Source organism: Macrococcus carouselicus, from assembly GCF_004359515.1.
Classification (GTDB): Bacteria; Bacillota; Bacilli; order Staphylococcales; family Staphylococcaceae; genus Macrococcus; species Macrococcus carouselicus.
The window spans coordinates 1-17,252 of sequence record NZ_SCWD01000008.1 but is presented as its reverse complement, the minus strand read 5'-3'; the positions used below and the strand labels follow the sequence as shown (position 1 = coordinate 17,252).

At 43.8% G+C, this 17,252-nt stretch carries 21 protein-coding genes and 1 rRNA gene; 1 reads left to right on the top strand and 21 read right to left on the bottom strand.

The genetic code is table 11. From position 1 onward, the window contains the following. Positions 1-79: 79 nt before the first annotated feature. The 12 genes from ERX40_RS10665 to metG all read right to left on the bottom strand — a co-directional run bounded on the left by ERX40_RS10665 (position 80) and on the right by metG (position 10,567). Positions 80-745 carry a 50S ribosomal protein L25/general stress protein Ctc gene (locus tag ERX40_RS10665; protein ID WP_133418487.1) on the bottom strand — a complete coding sequence of 222 codons (666 nt, stop codon included), beginning with the start codon at positions 743-745 and terminating at the stop codon, positions 80-82. Between the two features lie 144 nt (positions 746-889). Continuing rightward, positions 890-1,855, bottom strand: coding sequence for a ribose-phosphate diphosphokinase (locus tag ERX40_RS10660; protein WP_133418486.1), 966 nt, complete (start codon positions 1,853-1,855; stop codon positions 890-892). Positions 1,856-1,874: 19 nt separating this feature from the next. Then, on the bottom strand, positions 1,875-3,230 hold the full coding sequence (gene glmU, locus ERX40_RS10655; protein ID WP_133418485.1) for a bifunctional UDP-N-acetylglucosamine diphosphorylase/glucosamine-1-phosphate N-acetyltransferase GlmU: 1,356 nt from the start codon (positions 3,228-3,230) through the stop codon (positions 1,875-1,877). A 106-nt stretch (positions 3,231-3,336) separates the two neighbouring features. Next, the gene (gene spoVG / locus ERX40_RS10650; protein ID WP_133418484.1) at positions 3,337-3,711 is read right to left on the bottom strand and encodes a septation regulator SpoVG; all 375 of its coding nucleotides are present in this window, start codon (positions 3,709-3,711) and stop codon (positions 3,337-3,339) included. Between the two features lie 20 nt (positions 3,712-3,731). Continuing rightward, positions 3,732-4,106, bottom strand: coding sequence for a RidA family protein (locus ERX40_RS10645; RefSeq protein ID WP_133418504.1), 375 nt, complete (start codon positions 4,104-4,106; stop codon positions 3,732-3,734). Between the two features lie 14 nt (positions 4,107-4,120). Further along, entirely contained in the window at positions 4,121-4,945 is an 825-nt protein-coding gene (gene purR, locus ERX40_RS10640) for a pur operon repressor (protein ID WP_133418483.1), read from the bottom strand. A gap of 62 nt (positions 4,946-5,007) precedes the next feature. Next, positions 5,008-5,859 (bottom strand): 4-(cytidine 5'-diphospho)-2-C-methyl-D-erythritol kinase, encoded by an 852-nt coding sequence (gene ispE / locus ERX40_RS10635; RefSeq protein WP_133418482.1) that lies wholly within the window; start codon positions 5,857-5,859, stop codon positions 5,008-5,010. Between the two features lie 110 nt (positions 5,860-5,969). Further along, positions 5,970-6,233 carry a biofilm formation stimulator Veg gene (veg, locus tag ERX40_RS10630; protein ID WP_133418481.1) on the bottom strand — a complete coding sequence of 88 codons (264 nt, stop codon included), beginning with the start codon at positions 6,231-6,233 and terminating at the stop codon, positions 5,970-5,972. A 100-nt stretch (positions 6,234-6,333) separates the two neighbouring features. Then, a complete protein-coding gene (gene rsmA, locus ERX40_RS10625; RefSeq protein ID WP_133418480.1) occupies positions 6,334-7,224 on the bottom strand; it encodes a 16S rRNA (adenine(1518)-N(6)/adenine(1519)-N(6))-dimethyltransferase RsmA in 891 nt (296 codons plus the stop codon). Between the two features lie 9 nt (positions 7,225-7,233). Beyond that, positions 7,234-7,764 (bottom strand): ribonuclease M5, encoded by a 531-nt coding sequence (gene rnmV, locus ERX40_RS10620; protein WP_133418479.1) that lies wholly within the window; start codon positions 7,762-7,764, stop codon positions 7,234-7,236. 63 nt (positions 7,765-7,827) lie between these two features. Beyond that, on the bottom strand, positions 7,828-8,592 hold the full coding sequence (locus ERX40_RS10615; protein ID WP_133418478.1) for a TatD family hydrolase: 765 nt from the start codon (positions 8,590-8,592) through the stop codon (positions 7,828-7,830). A gap of 10 nt (positions 8,593-8,602) precedes the next feature. Next, the gene (metG, locus tag ERX40_RS10610) at positions 8,603-10,567 is read right to left on the bottom strand and encodes a methionine--tRNA ligase (protein WP_133418477.1); all 1,965 of its coding nucleotides are present in this window, start codon (positions 10,565-10,567) and stop codon (positions 8,603-8,605) included. A gap of 256 nt (positions 10,568-10,823) precedes the next feature. On the opposite strand from metG, the gene ERX40_RS10605 reads away from it, so the two are divergent. Beyond that, positions 10,824-11,108, top strand: coding sequence for an AbrB/MazE/SpoVT family DNA-binding domain-containing protein (locus ERX40_RS10605; protein ID WP_133418476.1), 285 nt, complete (start codon positions 10,824-10,826; stop codon positions 11,106-11,108). Between the two features lie 34 nt (positions 11,109-11,142). Here the strand turns inward: ERX40_RS10605 and rsmI are convergent, their stop codons facing one another. The 9 genes from rsmI to rrf all read right to left on the bottom strand — a co-directional run bounded on the left by rsmI (position 11,143) and on the right by rrf (position 17,245). Next, positions 11,143-11,976, bottom strand: coding sequence for a 16S rRNA (cytidine(1402)-2'-O)-methyltransferase (gene rsmI, locus ERX40_RS10600; protein ID WP_133418475.1), 834 nt, complete (start codon positions 11,974-11,976; stop codon positions 11,143-11,145). After that, a complete protein-coding gene (locus ERX40_RS10595; RefSeq protein WP_133418474.1) occupies positions 11,973-12,227 on the bottom strand; it encodes a GIY-YIG nuclease family protein in 255 nt (84 codons plus the stop codon). Before ERX40_RS10595 ends, rsmI begins: the two co-directional genes overlap by 4 nt. After that, positions 12,220-12,948 (bottom strand): tRNA1(Val) (adenine(37)-N6)-methyltransferase, encoded by a 729-nt coding sequence (locus tag ERX40_RS10590; RefSeq protein WP_133418473.1) that lies wholly within the window; start codon positions 12,946-12,948, stop codon positions 12,220-12,222. The genes ERX40_RS10595 and ERX40_RS10590 overlap by 8 nt, the downstream gene beginning before the upstream one ends. Before the next feature lie 37 nt (positions 12,949-12,985). Next, complete coding sequence (locus tag ERX40_RS10585) at positions 12,986-13,306, bottom strand: initiation-control protein YabA (RefSeq protein ID WP_133418472.1); 321 nt, start codon at positions 13,304-13,306, stop codon at positions 12,986-12,988. 12 nt (positions 13,307-13,318) lie between these two features. After that, positions 13,319-14,113 (bottom strand): PSP1 domain-containing protein, encoded by a 795-nt coding sequence (locus ERX40_RS10580; protein ID WP_133418471.1) that lies wholly within the window; start codon positions 14,111-14,113, stop codon positions 13,319-13,321. A 5-nt stretch (positions 14,114-14,118) separates the two neighbouring features. Next, positions 14,119-15,030 (bottom strand): DNA polymerase III subunit delta', encoded by a 912-nt coding sequence (locus ERX40_RS10575; RefSeq protein WP_165980754.1) that lies wholly within the window; start codon positions 15,028-15,030, stop codon positions 14,119-14,121. 71 nt (positions 15,031-15,101) lie between these two features. Continuing rightward, entirely contained in the window at positions 15,102-15,707 is a 606-nt protein-coding gene (gene tmk / locus ERX40_RS10570) for a dTMP kinase (RefSeq protein WP_133418469.1), read from the bottom strand. Position 15,708: 1 nt separating this feature from the next. After that, a complete protein-coding gene (locus ERX40_RS10565; RefSeq protein ID WP_133418468.1) occupies positions 15,709-17,031 on the bottom strand; it encodes an Orn/Lys/Arg family decarboxylase in 1,323 nt (440 codons plus the stop codon). A gap of 99 nt (positions 17,032-17,130) precedes the next feature. Beyond that, a 5S ribosomal RNA gene (gene rrf, locus ERX40_RS10560) occupies positions 17,131-17,245 on the bottom strand. Positions 17,246-17,252 lie beyond the last annotated feature (7 nt).

Below are 17,252 nucleotides of genomic sequence, written 5' to 3'. Positions count from 1 at the left end.
CAGTTCATTAATGCTATTATAACGATTTCACTTTATAAAAAAAACAGACAGCCTCAGCTGTCTGTTGAAATCTGAATGATTATTCAGCTTTTTCTTCAGAAGATTCTTCTTTGTCACTTTCTTCAGTAGTTTCACCCTCAGCTGCTTCTCCGCCTTCAGTCGCTTCGCCCTCAGCTGCTTCTTCAGATTCTTCAACTACTGTCGGTGGTACTACAGATGCCACTACTTCATCGTCTTCATTGTTGATTGTATAGTTTCTGTTGCTACGTAAATCGCTGACCATGAATGATTCACCGATATTAAGTTCAGTTACGTCTACTTCAATCGTTTCAGGGATTTCATCCGGTGTCGCTGTTACAGATAATGTGAATAATGGCTGCTGAACAACGCCGCCTTCTTCGGCACCTATCGCTTCACCAGTCAATGTCACAGTAACATCAACCGTTAATTCAGCTTTCATGTTGATTGCTAGGAAATCGATATGTGTCACCTGATGTTTAAGTGGATCTACCTGATAGTCAGATACCATCACTTTAGTTGAGCCTGATTCCAACGCAAGTTCAATTACGCCATTACGTCCCACTTCACGCATGACTTTAGTGAATTCTGCTGCATCAACATGTACTGCTGTGTTGTTTGCACCGTAGCCGTAAACGACTGCTGGGATTTTACCTATATTTCTTAATTGATTTAATTCTGAACGTGATGATTTACCTTGTCTTTCGACTGCCTGTAAATGAGTCATTTTATTTCCTGCCTTTCGTGTCCCTCGTGCAGAGGAACGCCCTACGCCTGCCCATCAGTTGTGATAACCTGCTTGCATAGCGTTTATTTTCTCTTATGCATAACTGATACCCGGATACGAAAAGCTTAAACATTTATTCTTAAATTAATCAAATAAAATACTGACGGATTCCTGTTCATAGATTCGGACAATCGCCTGAGCAAGTAATTCCGCTACTGATAACTGAACAATTTTAACAGGTCTGCCTTCCTGCGGTAAGTTGATTGAGTTTGTCACGACCAGCTCTTTGATCGCTGAATTTTCGATACGTTCAAACGCAGGTCCGGATAGCACTGGGTGTGTACAGCATGCATAGACTTCTTTAGCACCTTTATCAATAAGTGCCTGAGCAGCGATAGAGATTGTACCGGCAGTATCAATGATGTCATCAATAATAATCGCTGTCTTGCCATTGATATCGCCCACAATGTTCATTACTTCAGCAACGTTCGGCTTCGGACGACGTTTATCAATGATAGCGATCGGCGCTTTCAGGCGGTCAGCCATTTTGCGGGCTCTTGTTACACCACCGTGGTCAGGTGAAACGATAACCAGGCTTTCTAAATCAATATCCTTTTTATCCAGGAAGTAGTCAGAAAGAATTGGCTCGCCCATTAAATGGTCGATTGGAATGTCGAAGAATCCCTGGATCTGTGGAGCATGCAGATCAAGCGCGATGACACGGTCCGCACCTGCTTTTTCAAGTAAGTTCGCTACAAGTTTTGCTGTGATCGGTTCACGACTTCGTGCTTTACGGTCCTGTCGAGCATATCCATAGTAAGGCATTACAACGTTAATTGTTACCGCTGATGCACGTTTCAGCGCATCAATCATAATCAGCAGTTCCATTAAGTGATCGTTAACAGGATTCGATGTCGACTGGATGATGAATACATCACAACCGCGGATACTTTCCTCAATATTGATCTGAATTTCCCCATCGCTGAAACGTTTTACACTTGACTTCCCAAGCGGTAAACCTATATGTTTAGCGATTTCGTCTGCTAATGGTTGATTACTTTCCAGGGAAAAGATTTTTAATTTCGTGTCTTTGATTTCGGTATATAACATTTTTTTGCCTCCACAGCTTTTATTTTTTGTAGTATCCTTCTTTAGTCGTCTGGCGCGCTCTTCCTAAGGCGAGGCTTGCTTCTGGTACATCATCTGTAATTGTGGAACCCGCTGCCACAAACGACCCATCTCCTACTGTCACAGGTGCCACAAGGTTTGAATTGCAGCCGATAAATGCATCTTTACCGACCACTGTCTTATATTTGTTCTGCCCATCGTAGTTCACCGTGATAGAGCCGCAGCCAACATTCGTCCGTTCTCCGATTTCTGCATCTCCGATATAGCTTAAATGTGAAACTTTTGCTTCATCATGCAGTTTCGCTTTTTTCACTTCGACAAAGTTGCCGATTTTTACTTCGCGGCCTATGTCACTACCCGGGCGCAGCTGAGCGAATGGACCGATTGCTGCACATTCACCGACTACTGAATCCTTAACGACAGAATGCTTGATTTCAGCTCCATCACCAATTGTGCTGTCCGTGATTTCACTATGTGCCGTGATTATCACTTCATTCCCAATGACTGTTCGCCCTTTAAGCGAAACGCCCGGCTCAATCACTGTGTCCTGTCCAATCTGAACATCGCTTTCAATATAGGTCGTGTCCGGATCAATCATCGTCACGCCGTTCAGCATATGCTGAACATTGATGCGATGACGCATCAACTTGTCAGCAAGCGCTAGATTCACTCGATCATTGACGCCTAATGTCTCTTCAAAGTTTTCTGTTACGTATGCCTCTACTTTAGCATCATCGGCTTTCAAAAGCTGGATGACATCCGGCAGATAATACTCCTGTTGCGCATTTTCATTCTTTACAAGTGCCAGCTTTTCAAACAATGCTTCATTATCAAAGCAGAATGTGCCTGAGCTGACTTCATTGATGAATTTCTCTTTTAGGCTGGCATCTTTTTCTTCGACAATTTTGATGACATTTCCATGAGTGTCTCTGACGATACGACCATACCCGAACGGTTGATTCGTCTTAGCAGAAAGAATAGTCGCTTTTGCACCACTTTGCTCATGATGTGCGATAAGTCCCTCAATCGTTTCTTTAGAGATTAGAGGCGTATCCCCGCAGATGACAACTGTTGTCCCTGAATTTCCGGCTAAATGTTCTTTGGCCATTGACACAGCGTGGGCAGTTCCCAGCTGTTCTTCCTGCATGCTGAATTTTGATTCGTTGCCGAGGAGTCCTTTTACCTTTTCTGCTCCGTGTCCTACCACTGTAACGATTTCCGTCACACCTGCTTCTCGGATATTATCAAGAACGTGTTTAACCATCGGCTTGCCTGCAACGGGATGAAGTACTTTATAAAGTTTTGATTTCATTCGTGTCCCTTTACCTGCAGCAAGGATGATTGCTTGTCTAGTCATATTGAAAGCCTCCAAAATTTGCGTTATCTCTATTATAATTTAATAACTGTATGACTTTCAAGCACTTATCCAGATATAAAAAAGAGAGAGCTGCATGCTCTCTCCCCTATTTCTGCAGATCTTCTTCTACCGTCGTCATTGAGTCATCCTCTATCAGACCTTCTGCCTCTATACTGGTAGCGGCATCGGTATCTTCGTAAGTCTGTATATCATCATTAATCAATGGCTCTGGTGTTTCATCATAAACCTTCATGACGGCCTGCTGGATTTCCTGTCGCATTTCGCTGTTGATAGGGTGTGCAATATCACGGAATTCCCCATCTGGCGTACGTTTACTCGGCATCGCCACAAACATACCTGAATTCCCTTCGATCACCCGCAGATCGTGGATGACAAATACTTCATCCAGCGTGATAGAGACGAGTGCTTTCATACGGCCATCAGTGTCAATTTTTCTGAGTCGAACATCTGTTACTTTCACTTGAGCTGCCTCCTTCTCGCTTAACGGACTAGAGCTACAACCTCGATTTCAACTTTAACATCTTTCGGTAGACGGCTGACTTCCACACAACTGCGAGCGGGAAGATGCTCAGCAAAATAACTGCCATATACTTCATTAATTAAAGGAAAATCATTCATATCCTTAATAAAAATCGTAGTTTTGATAACAGAATCCAAGCTTGCTCCGCTGTCTGCCAGGACCAGCTGTAAGTTTTTAAGAACCTGATCAGTCTGAGCCTGGATATCTTCTCCTACGAGCACACCCTCTGCTGTAAGTGGAAGCTGCCCGCTTGTATAGACCATATTGTTAACAACCACTGCGTGACAATAGGGTCCGATTGCTGCCGCTACTTTTTTAGAAAAAATTGATTTCATCATTCTATTCTCCTCTATTTGAAATGATTCAGGCAGTTGCCTTTTTCTACTGTGAAAGACTGATTATACTCATCAACATCAGATAGTTTAACCAGTGAAGTGTAGTCCTCTATTAAGCGATTCTTTACTTCTTTAGATTCTACAAGTACAGATACCCCGGCGACCTTCGCTTTAAACTCGCTCATCAAATTCATGACGCCGTTAATAGAGCCCCCGGCACGCATGAAATCATCGACAATCAGGACATTCGCACCTTCTGGAAGCGTCCGTTTCGACAAGACCATCGTCTCTATTTTACGAGAAGAGCCCGAAACATAATTGATACTGACTGTAGAGCCTTCAGTGACCTTATTGTCCTTTCGAATCACCACAACAGGCAGGTTCATCGTATGCGCCACTGCGTTCGCAAGAGAAATTCCTTTTGTCGCGATGGTCACCACTGCATCTATTTCTTTATCCATATAGAGCGTGGCGATAAGTTCTCCCACCTGTCCGAGCAGTCGCGGGTTCCCTACCATGTCCGACATGAACAGATAACCGCCCGGCAGCAGCCGGTCGCTTTGCTCCAGCATATCAATCAGCTGGTCAATCAGAATTGCAGCTTCTTCCTTATACATCTTAGGCCGAAATGTGACACCACCGCTCGCTCCCGCAGTCGTCGTAATAATCCCTATCTTTTCTTTATCAAATGTCTCTTTGATGATCTGAATATCTTCACTGATGGATGACTTCGCCTGTCCGAACTTCTGCACAAAAAAGGTGAGTGGCACCAGTTCATTTGGATGACGTAATAAATAGCTCGTCATAAAGACGATTCTTTCACTCCGCTTAAACTTCATAATCAATCCTCATTTACGTATGTTTTAAATACAATATACCATAAACGTTCGGCTTTTCAAGTTTATCCTAACAATCTTACCATATAGACTTCCTTACAGCAGCCTTTCAGAGCATTGACAACGCTTTTAGCCTGCCTTTCCTTGCTGGCGAGGCCGTAGACAGTCGGACCGCTGCCACTCATAAGCGCTGCATCAACCCCTGCCTTCTGCATCGTTTCCTTCAGGGATTGAATCACTGGATGCATCTCAGTTGTCACTTTCTCAAGTGTATTACCTAAATTCTCAACCAGCATTTGATAGTCACCTGCTTCAAGCGCTTTTACGCATTGTTCAGTCTGGATATCTGCTTCCTTATCCTCTACTTTCAGTGCGCCGTAGACATCAGCTGTCGACACACTGATATCAGGTTTAGCGAGTATCACCCAGGCAGCAGGGGGTTTGGGCAGCATCTTCAGCTTTTCTCCGCGCCCCGTGCACAAAGCCGTTTTGCCATAAATGCAGAACGGGATATCTGACCCTATCTCAGCCGACAGTTCACTGAGCACTTCGAGTGAAAGGCCGAGTTCAAACAGACGATTCATCCCCCTGAATGTTGCTGCCGCATCACTTGAGCCTCCTGCAAGTCCTGCTGCAATCGGTATTGCTTTATCTAGTGTAATGGTTACGCCCTGTTCAATCCCGTAACGATCCATCATCAGTTTTGCAGCCTTATAGGCTAAGTTACGATGATCAGTCGGTACATAACGATGTTCAACTTTCAGTACAATCTTCTTATCTCTTCTCTTTTCCAACGTCAGGCGGTCATTCAGGTCGACAGTTGTCATGATCATTTCGACTTCATGATAACCATCCTCACGTTTGTATAGTGTATCCAACGTCAAGTTGATCTTGGCCGGTGCATTTTCGTAAATCATCCCTCGTCCTCACTTAAAAATTATTATTACAATTTTATCACATTTCACTATGCATGCGATATGGGACAAATAAAAAAAGCATATCCTCAGATATGCTTGACTCGTTAATATTATTGAACGAGGAATTCTTCCTGTTTTTCATTCACAAATGTAACTTGAACATTTTCTGTCAGCACGTCGGTATATGTATAAGACACGCGTTCAAAATTGTGCTGGCTCTGATCAAGCTCAACAATAAAAACTGATGGATAAGTTTCTTTCAAAACGCCGCGGCGTTCGATTAACTTCTTACGGCCTCCATTGGCTCTAAGTACAATACGATTTCCTAACTGACAATCAAGAATTTTTTTGATGTCTATTAATGTTTTTGGCATATTGACCCCACCTCGCTATGAGGAAAATTATATCATTTTTATAGTAATTAGTCAAATAAAATTTAAATTTTATCAACTGTTAGCGTACTTGTCAATATTTTTATATCATTAGCTGCTTAAAATCTGTGAGATGATTGGCTAACTCTGCAAACTCATCAAGCGACAGGCTTTCACCACGTCTGTTCGGTTGAATACCTGACTGGTCCAGCCAAGCGAGAATATCTTCTTTATGTTCTTTGCTATCTTTGAAGAGAGACATATAGTTGTTCAGTATCGTTTTACGACGCTGTACAAAGGCGCCACGAGTCAGTTTAAAAAACAGCTTTTCATCCGTTACATTTACGGCCGGTTCAGCTAACGTTGTCAACTTAACGACCAGAGAATCCACATTCGGTGGCGGCATAAAGACGCCTTTAGGAACAACCATCACCTTCTCGACAGTAGTATAGTACTGCACAGCGATTGACAGTGAACCGTAACTCTTCGTTGATGGCACTGCACTCAGTCTGTCCCCGACCTCTTTTTGCATCATAACGACATAACTTTTGATCGGCAGATGTTTTTCAAGCAGACCGAGAAGAATCGGTGTTGTAATGTAATAAGGCAGATTCGCTACGACGAGTATCTCTTCGCAATCATTCAGGTGAGTTTCAATAGCCGTTCTGACATCTGCCTTTAAAATATCTTCGTTGATGATCGTTACATTGTTATACGGACTCATTGTATCTTCAAGTACAGGCATGAGTCGCTGATCGATTTCAAATGCCAGTACTTTCTTAGCCCGTTTTGCCAGTTGTTCTGTCAGAGAACCCATGCCCGGACCAATCTCGATGACACCTGATTTCTCGGTAATACCACTTGCTGTGATGATATTATTGATGACATTGGTGTCAATCAGGAAGTTCTGACCCAGACTTTTCTTGAAAGAGAAACCATATTTCTCAAGCAGCATGTTCGTTCTGGCAGGTGTCGCAATCTCTTTATATTCCATATATGAACCTCACTTTATCGCGTTTTTGACATCTTCTTCTGTCACACCGAATGCATTTAGCCGGTGGAAGAGCTGTTTACCGTTGCAGTAGCCTATTTTAAGGACCCGGCAGACTTTCGTTCGTTTTTCTTTGGCACCCGGTCCGATGATCAGTCCGAGGTCAATCAGCAGCTGTTTACTGACTGTCTCTACATCACTGCTGAAAGGTGTGCTGACATTGACCAGTGCGTCTTCAATCGCTTGAAGAGGCGCATGCTCTATTCCTATTTTCCCCCTTTTACTCCGCGCGATGGAAGCATCGATAAAAGCCTGTTTCGCTGTGGGAACCCGTTTCTCAATGGTCGTTCTGATTTTATTGCCCGGGTAATCAGGGTCTGTCAGAATGATCACCCCTCTTTTTTCTGCTGCGTGCTCAATAGCCTGCAGCGTCGCCTCATTAATAGCTGACCCGTTCGTTTCGATGGTATCACAGTCTACTGCCTGTTTCACTCTGACAGTATCATCCTTACCTTCCACTATCACTATCTCATTAATTTTCATATTATCACCCGTCTCATTATAGCATAACAGGCAGAAATCCAATGACGGATTTCTGCCTGGTGCTTATATATGAAATAAACGTTCTGCATTTTGTGTTGTCGCTGCAGCCAGCTCCTCATAAGTAATACCACGCAGCTCGGCAATCTGTTCAGCGACAAACTTGACGTACGCGGGTTCATTACGTTTGCCACGATAAGGATGAGGAGTCAGATAAGGTGCATCTGTCTCAACAATCAGCTTATCAAGCGGTACATGTTTCGCCACTTCCTTCGGCTGCCTAGCGTTCTTGAAGGTAACAGGACCGCCTAAAGAAATGATGAAGTTCATCTTTAGGATTTTATCACATATTTCAGTGGATCCACTGAAACTGTGCATGACCCCGCCTACCTCAGCTGCATTCTCTTCTTTCAGAATATCAATTACATCCTGAGTGGCCTCACGGTTGTGGATGACAATCGGCTTTTTCAGTTCCTTCGCCAGAGCAATCTGACGCCGGAACACATCTTTTTGAACGTCTTTCGGTGATTTATCCCAGTGATAATCCAGACCCATCTCACCGATTGCCACAATCTTCGGATGAACTGCCAGTTCCTTGATCCAGTTATAGTAATCATCATTAAAATCAATCGCATCGACTGGATGCCAGCCGATAACCCCGTAGATGAAGTCATACTGATCAATCAACTCCATTGTCCGAGTGATTGTCTTCTCATCAAAGCCGATGACAATCATGCGGTTGATACCCGCTGCAAGCGCTCTGTCAATGACTTCCTGCAGGTCTTCATCGTACTGATCAGCATTCAAATGTACATGTGTATCGATCAACATCTTATCACTCCTATTTTACGATTGAGCCGTTAAGGATAGAGCTTGGGACGCTCACAAGTGTCAGCTGCCCTTCTTTCTCAGCCGATAATATCATACCTTCTGATCTTTCACCGCGTAGATTCACTGGTTTTAAGTTCGTCACAACGATGACTTTCTTGCCGATGATATCTTCCGGTTTATAATATTCAGCAATACCAGAAACAATCTGACGTTTCTCGCTGCCAAGGTCAACTTGAATCTTTAACAGTTTCTTCGCTTTTTTTACGTGATCTGCATCAATGATCGTTGCGACTTTCAGTTCCACTTCATTGAACGTATCAATAGTGATCTCTTCTTTTGAGGACACTGCTTCCGCTTCTTCTTGTGGTGGCTGCATCGTTTCTTTAATGAACGCCACTTCTTTCTCTGAATCAAGTCGCGGGAAGATAGGTGCCGGAGTCGCGGTCACTTTGATCGCACCTATCCCGCCATACTCTTCGATGCTTGAGAATTCCTGCAGCGTACTAGCATCAAGGTTCATCTGTTCAAAGATTTTGTATGGTGTCTGCGTCAGGAACGGACGTAACAGGACCGCAGCGAAGCGTATGTTTTCAAGCAGATGATACATCACGCTTTCAAGCAGCTCTTTCTGCGTCTCATCCTTCGCCAGTATCCACGGGGTCGTCTCATCAATGTATTTATTTGTACGGCTGATCAATTTCCATACTTCCTGCAGAGCGATAGAGAACTGCATCGCTTCCATCGCTTCGTCATACTTCACTTTCGTTTCAAGTGCCAGCGCTTCCAGTTCAGCATCTTTCTCATGCATCTGTCCTTTATAACCGGTCAGTTCACCTGCGAAATATTTATTGATCATTGCAATCGTCCGGTTAACGAGATTACCGAAATCATTGGCCAGATCGAAGTTTGTACGGTCGATAAACGCTTCCGGTGTGAAGACACCGTCAGAACCGAACGGCAGTTCACGCAGTAAGTAATAACGGACTGCATCCAGACCGTAGCGGTCAATCAGGATATGCGGATCAACGACATTCCCTTTTGATTTACTCATCTTGCCATCTTTCATCAGAATCCAGCCGTGCGCGAATATTTTTTTCGGCAGCGGCAGATCAAGTGCCATCAGTAGAACCGGCCAGATAATTGTATGGAAACGAACAATCTCTTTAGCCATCAGATGAACATCAGCCGGCCAGTATTTTTCGAACAGCGAATCGTCTTCACTTAAGTAACCAAGTGCTGAGATATAGTTCGTCAGCGCATCAATCCATACGTAGACAACATGCTTCGGATTAGAAGGCACTTTTATCCCCCAGTCAAATGAGGTACGTGAGACAGCCAGATCCTCGAGACCCGGCTTAATGAAGTTATTCAGCATTTCATTTTTACGTGAAACCGGCTGAATGAAATCTGGATGCTCATCATAATATTTCACAAGACGGTCAGCATACTTACTCAGCTTAAAGAAGTAACTTTCTTCTTTAACAAGTTCTACAGGATGTCCCGAATCCGGACTCTTACCGCCGACAATTTTATCACCTTCATACACCGGATCCACAAGCTGTGTCTCAGTATAATAGGTTTCATCTGGTACTGAATACCAGCCTTCATACTCTCCAAGATAGATGTCGCCTTGTTCCAGCAGACGTTCGAACACTTTTTCGACTACCTGCTGGTGACGTTGTTCAGTCGTGCGGATGAAGTCATCATTTGAAATCTCAAGCTTCTGCCACAACGCCTGAATATCTGCGATAATCTCATCGAGGTATTCAATCTCAGGTTTACCGGCTGCCTGCGCCTTTTCCTGTATTTTCTGGCCATGTTCATCAGTACCTGTCAGATATCTGACATCATAGCCCTGCAAGCGTTTATATCTTGCAATGGCATCCCCTGCAACTGTCGAATATGCATGTCCGATATGCAGCTTACCGCTCGGATAATAGATAGGGGTTGTCACATAAAAAGTGTTGTTTGACATCGTAGTCCTCCTTGAGTGTTTATGCTATTAAATATACCGAAAATATCCGGACAATACAATTCCTTTAAATGTAAATTCGACATTAATAAAATTTAAAATGGTCGTTTTTTTATTACCATTATGTTACAATGCATTATTTTACGTTTATTCCTATTGACATTGTATATTTATGGTAGTATATTCTAAATACGACAAATGTCGAAAAATAATAATTTATGTCGAATTAGCAAATAATGCTACAGGAGGAATATATATAATGAAATCTACAGGGATTGTAAGAAAAGTTGATGAGCTGGGCCGTGTGGTTATTCCAATCGAATTACGTCGTATTCTGGATATTGCAGAAAAAGATGCCCTTGAAATCTATACAGATGCTGATAAAATCATCCTGAAAAAATACAAACCAAGTATGACTTGTGCTGTAACGGGGGATGTTTCAGAAGATAACTACCTGCTTGCCGGTGGTAAACTGGTCCTTTCTAAAGAAGGCGCTGAACAGTTAATGAAAGAAATCAAAGAACGCGAGAAAAACGCGAAATAAAAAAACAGGCCCTTGCGCAGCATGCGCTGGGGCCTTAATTATGGATATGATAGCTGTCATAGACCTCTCTTTTTTTCATATTCCGATCTAGCGCCACCTGTTTAATAGCCTCTTTAGAGGAGAGTGCATTCTCTATATAATGTTCAACATGTTCATTCAATGAGAGCTGATGCCACCATTTCTCCTCTGCAGCTTCTTCATATTGTCCGTCGATGACAATGACAAACTCACCCTTTAACGGTATATCGTGTTCAAGCTGTTCCAGCAGCTCACTGACAGGTGCCGTGACGACCTGCTCAAATTTCTTTGTCAGTTCCCGTCCAAGGGCTACGCGGCGCTCTGAGTCCACTTTCTCGATCGTTAATAGTGTATCCTTCACCCGGTAAGGTGATTCGTACAGAATAATGGAGTGGGGTTCTTTCATCAGGACTTCCAGCTTATTGAATTTTTCACTGTCTTTTCGAGGCAGAAACCCCGTAAACAAAAATGAATAAGAGGATAGTCCGCTTGTCATCAGTGCGGTCAGTGCTGCATTAGGTCCTGGTACAGTCTCGACTCTGACACCCGCTTCTCTTACAGCGATGACAAGTTCATAGCCGGGGTCACTGATCAGCGGCAAGCCGGCATCAGACACAAGTGCGATATCGGCTCCTGTCTTCAGCATCTCGACCAGCTGTTCTGTCATCTTATCCTTATTATGCTCGTGATAACTCTTCATCGGTGTATTGATCTCATAATGATGAGTCAGCCTGCCTGTCACCCGTGTATCCTCGCAGGCAATAATATCCACTTCTTTCAGGATTCTGACCGCACGGAACGTGATGTCTTCCAGATTACCGATCGGTGTGCCGACTAAATATAATGTCATACTCTCACTCCTTTGATGAGTCGTTCTTTCTGTTTTCTCGTCAGCTGCTTGATTGCATATTCCCGCTGCATCGCTTCACGTTTTGTGGACAGTCTTTCCTCATAGATTCTTCTTACGGGCAGCCTGTTACGTGTATATTTAGCCCCTCTGCCTGTATTATGTACCGCGAGCCGCTTATCAAGATCAGTCGTATAACCCGTATAATAAGTGCCATCTGCACATTCAAGTATATAGATGAAGTGCTCAGCCATAATAAACCTTCTGCATGTCTGAACTATACGATCCGTCAACATTATAAATATAGAAAGGTGGCATCACTTTGCAATCCGGTTTTCCGCCTTTGGTTGCCTCTATCACGACGGTCACAGCGGCCGGCTTATCTGGTCTCGAGTAAATCTGCCAGATGACTTTCGGTTCAATTCCACCTTGCCTCATACTGATCAGGCAATCGACCAGACGATCGGCACGATGTACCATATAGAGCTTGCCCCCCTGCTTCAGCAGATGACGACTGGAGAGAATGCAGTCATCCAGTGTGCACAGCACTTCGTGTCTGGCAATCCGATGAGCCTCCTTCAGATGCTGAAAGTCCTGATTCTCTCTGAAATAAGGCGGATTACAGGTGACAATATCATACTGGCTGGGCAGGTATTCCTGGGACACTCTTTTAAGATCCATTTCTCGTACGTCGATGCGTGCATCCAGTCCATTATACGTGATTGACCTTTGAGCCATATCCACCAGCAGTGGCTGTATTTCTATCCCTTCAATCGGCACATCCACCTTGTGGCTCAGCACTAAAGGAATAACACCGTTTCCTGAACACAGATCCATGATTCGTCCCCTTCTAATGGGCTTCACAAAGTGTGCAAGTAATAGAGCATCGGTTGAAAACGCGAAGACCTCATCATTCTGAATGATGCTTAAATCTTCTTTGATCAGCTGATCCAGTCTTTCATTTGTCTTTAACATAACTTCCTCCAATAAAAAAAGGCATTGACTGCCCTTTTTAATCTGAATCCAGTAAGTTCAGGCAGAACATACAGTCCCCACCTCCGCGATGCTTGCCAAACAGCTCACCCCGGCAGATATGGAATCCTTCTGCATAAAGCATAGCAAGATTATCTTTACTCTGCAGCGATTTCATCTTCTTCGGTTCATTACGGGGTGACTGAATCATCCGCTGCAGGTTGTCACGTTCCAGTTTAAGCGCAACGTTCTCTTCAACCAGCTCAACCGTCTGCTGTTTAAGTGAAATGAAGCTTTGCTGCAGCAGTTTCATCTGCTGCTCCATCTCAACAATCTCGTTTAATAGTTCGTCCCTGTTCATTTAATTAGCTCCTTACATGATTTCATCAAGATGATACTCAATCGGATGCTCAATGCCCTGTACTTTGACCTGCATCGTCACATCAAGTATATTCAGCCCGATGACTTTACCCGGCCCTTCCGGCGTCTCGATCTTCTGTCCGACATCCGGCAGTTTTCTGCGCGTTTCCTCGTAATAGTCATTCTCATACTTCAGACAGCACATCAGTCGCCCGCATGCCCCTGATATTTTAGAAGGATTGAGCGACAGGTTCTGATCCTTAGCCATCTTAATAGATACAGGTTCAAAATCTCCTAAATAAGTGGCACAGCAAAGACTGCGTCCACAGGGTCCGATACCACCCAGAATCTTTGCCTCATCACGCACCCCGATCTGGCGAAGTTCAATTCTGGTCTTCAGTTCAAATGCCAGACTTTTGACCAGTTCACGGAAGTCAACACGTTCACTCGCTGTAAAATTAAAGATAATTTTCCCTTTATCAAGCGTATACTCAGCATTCACAAGTCCCATATCAAGTTTATGCTTTGCAATCAGCTCCTTGCATCTCACAAACGCTTTATCGGCATCGAACATATTATTTTCATATTTAATCAGATCTTCCTTTGTCGCCCGGTGCTTAATCATAGGAACAGGCTGTACAACCGCATCATCCGCTACTTCCCGGTTGCCGATTACGACACGGGCCAGTTCGCTTCCTCGTTTTGATTCCACGACCACATAATCACCCAGCACGTATTGCTCGTGATCCGGTACAAAATATTCCGTCCTATCTGCTACATGGTATTTAACACCAATAATTTCTGTCATCTATTTCACCCCTTTGCCATTTCAATTGCCACTTGTTCCATCACCAGCATCGGGCTGACATACTGCAGCAGCTTCTGTTTTGCCTGCTGGGTTGTATCTATCCAATGCGTCAGTGTCTGCAGTGAAAGCCGCTCACTTAACTGTTTTGTTTTAATCTCGTGTTCTGGATAACTCAACTGATTCTGACGCTCTATTTTGATATAGATCATATCCTGGAAATAAAGCTGCAGCATATCGAACATCAGCAGCTGATGCTCCCGTTCATTTGCTGTCTGAAGAAGCTCCACCAGCTGAATCAGTCCCATCTGGCTATCTTTTTGCATCAGTTCAACCCATTTTAACAGGGCGCTGCGCAGTTCTTCAAATTCCTTATCTTCAAGCCATTCTTCTGCTTCCTCAGAACTGAATGACAAAGCGGCAAGCGTTGCTGCTAGATCCGGATGAATACCCGCTTTCAGCATCTGGTCATAATGATTTTCTGAATGAATGACGATGTGCTGACAGCGGGAATGAATCGTCGGTAGAATGTCGCCTGCTTTTGTTGTCAGAAGAAGTGCGATTGTATTCGGTGGTGGCTCTTCCAGGAATTTCAGGATTGAGTTTTCACCTTGCACGGTCACTTTATCAAAGTCAACAATGACATAGACTTTGTAATCACCTTCTACGGGTTTCTGATTCATGCGGTGCAGAACATCTTCAATCATTTCTTTTTTTATTGTCTGCTCTTCTGACTCCAGCCAGTAAAAATCAGCAAAGTTATGACTGCGGATACGCGACTCACATTGCGCATCATCACAAAGAATGCGGACAGCAAAATCAAGTGCCTGCTGTTTGATATCATCTCGCAGCGTTCCTTCAAACAGATAAGCGTGTGACAGCTTTTCATTACTTGCCAATTTCTCCAGCTGATTAATCATAAGAACCTCCATATATATTGAAAAAGCTGCATCTCTGCAGCCACCTGTCTTCTATAGCACATTATAACACATCAGCTCAGTCTGTTGAGGATGACTTGATAAGCTGATTCAATAACCTGTTCAATAGGCTGCGAAGCATCTAGCGTAACAATTCGGTCATACTGAGCGGCCAGCAGATCGTATCCTTCGCAGACACGCTGATGAAAGGCCAGAGACTCCTTATCAAGGCGATTAGTCGTTCGGTCATTCTGCGAAATCCGGGATAATCCGACTTCCGGTGCTACTTTTAAGTACAGCGTCAAGTCAGGCATATGCGTCTCAACGGCAAACTGATTGATTGCCAGAATCTCCTCTGTTCCAATCCCTCTCGCATAACCCTGATAAGCAAGAGAACTGTCGATAAAACGATCACAGAGAACCAGTTTCCCCGCTGCAAGTGCCGGCAGGACTTTTTCGACTAGATGCTGACGCCTGCTTGCTGCAAAGAGCAAGGCTTCTGTACGCGGATCCATGTCGCTGTCATCAGCCAGCAGCAGTTCTCTGATGGCTTCACTGATGCGAATACCACCTGGCTCACGTGTTCTAATCAGGGGAACTGTCAGACGTTCAGCTACTGCCTGCATCACAGTCGATTTACCTGAACCCTCCGGTCCTTCAAATGTAATAAACAATGTCATACTATCCCTCATCTATTATATTAATATTTCCGTCTATTATACCATGAACATTTTCGAAAGTTTCAAGGACCTTGATGTGGCCAGCTGTCAGCACTTCACCTGGCAGCACATAGGGGATACCGGGCGGATAAGGGGTCAGCGCATGGTAAACCCTACAGCCTACTCCTTCCTTGAGTTGAACTGCCTTAAACTGCCCGGTGACCGGTTTATAAGAACCATCTGCCTGATTGAGAATAAGGGACTGAAACACTGAGGTTCGTTCAGGAACTGTAATCCGCTCTATTCTCTTGACTAATTCCTTAAAAGGATATGTATCGCCTGCATGCCAGAGCGGCAGCACGAGTAAAACACTATCATATGTAGAGAGCTCTACAAAAATCTGTTCACGCTCTATCAGTGCTTTAATCTCCTCACCTGTAAATCCTTGTTTCCTGATCACCAGTTTCAGCGGATCCCCGACTTCTATAACATCAAATGTCTGCTTGAGCCCTGCAATCAGTTCGCTGCGCTGCGAGAGAAACACAGCATCATGATAATGAAGATAGAAATCATGCGCCTGTTCCAGACTGGATAATATCAGATAAGACGGACTGGACGTCTGGAGCACTGATAAATAGTAATACACTTCTTCTACCAGTTTACTTTGCTTTTTCATATGGATGACAGAACCCATCGTCAGCGCAGGTAACGTCTTATGGTAGGACTGCACAATATAATCCCCAGCATACTTTATAGATGATGAAGGAAAAGAGTCAGTGATATCAAAATGCGCACCGTGCGCTTCGTCAACCAGCACTTCAATATCATGTGCATGAAACCATTCAATGGCTTCTTTAATATTGAATATCTCTCCAAAATAATTAGGATAGGTCAGTACAACCAAATCAATCTTTTTCAGCATGTTAATATGTAACTGATCAAAATCAATACCATCATACTGATTCGTTTTATCAGATACAGTCATAGGCAATATCACCGCCTCTGTTCCGGTCAGATCCAGTGCATTCAGCACTGATTTATGAACGTTCCGCATCATAGCGACTCGTTTAGTACTGAGCTTTTTATGCGCAAGAATAACAGATAATATACCTGTTGTTGTGCCATTCACTAAATAACGCGCTCGATAATCCGCATGTCTTGAAAGGATAAGTTCACTTTTCGCTATTACATCTTCAGCATGATGATAATCATCAAGTCCTGTAATTTCTGTCATATCATGCTCAACAGGTAAATGCAATGAACCTATTGTGTGACGATGATGGCCAGGTACATGCAAAGAAAGAGCTGCCGTATAGCCTTTCAGCTGATCCGTGATTTCTTTCATTCCACTCACTCCCTCAGCAATAAGTATAATTTAAATTCAGGCATAAAAAAAGAGACCTAACAGGTCTCGAGTGCGGCTCATCGCATCCATTTATAAATTGCCCGGCAACGTCCTACTCTCGCGGAACGTAAGTCCAACTACCATCGGCGCTAGAGAGCTTAACTTCTGTGTTCGGTATGGGAACAGGTGTGACCTCTCTGCCATCGTCACCAGACAGATTG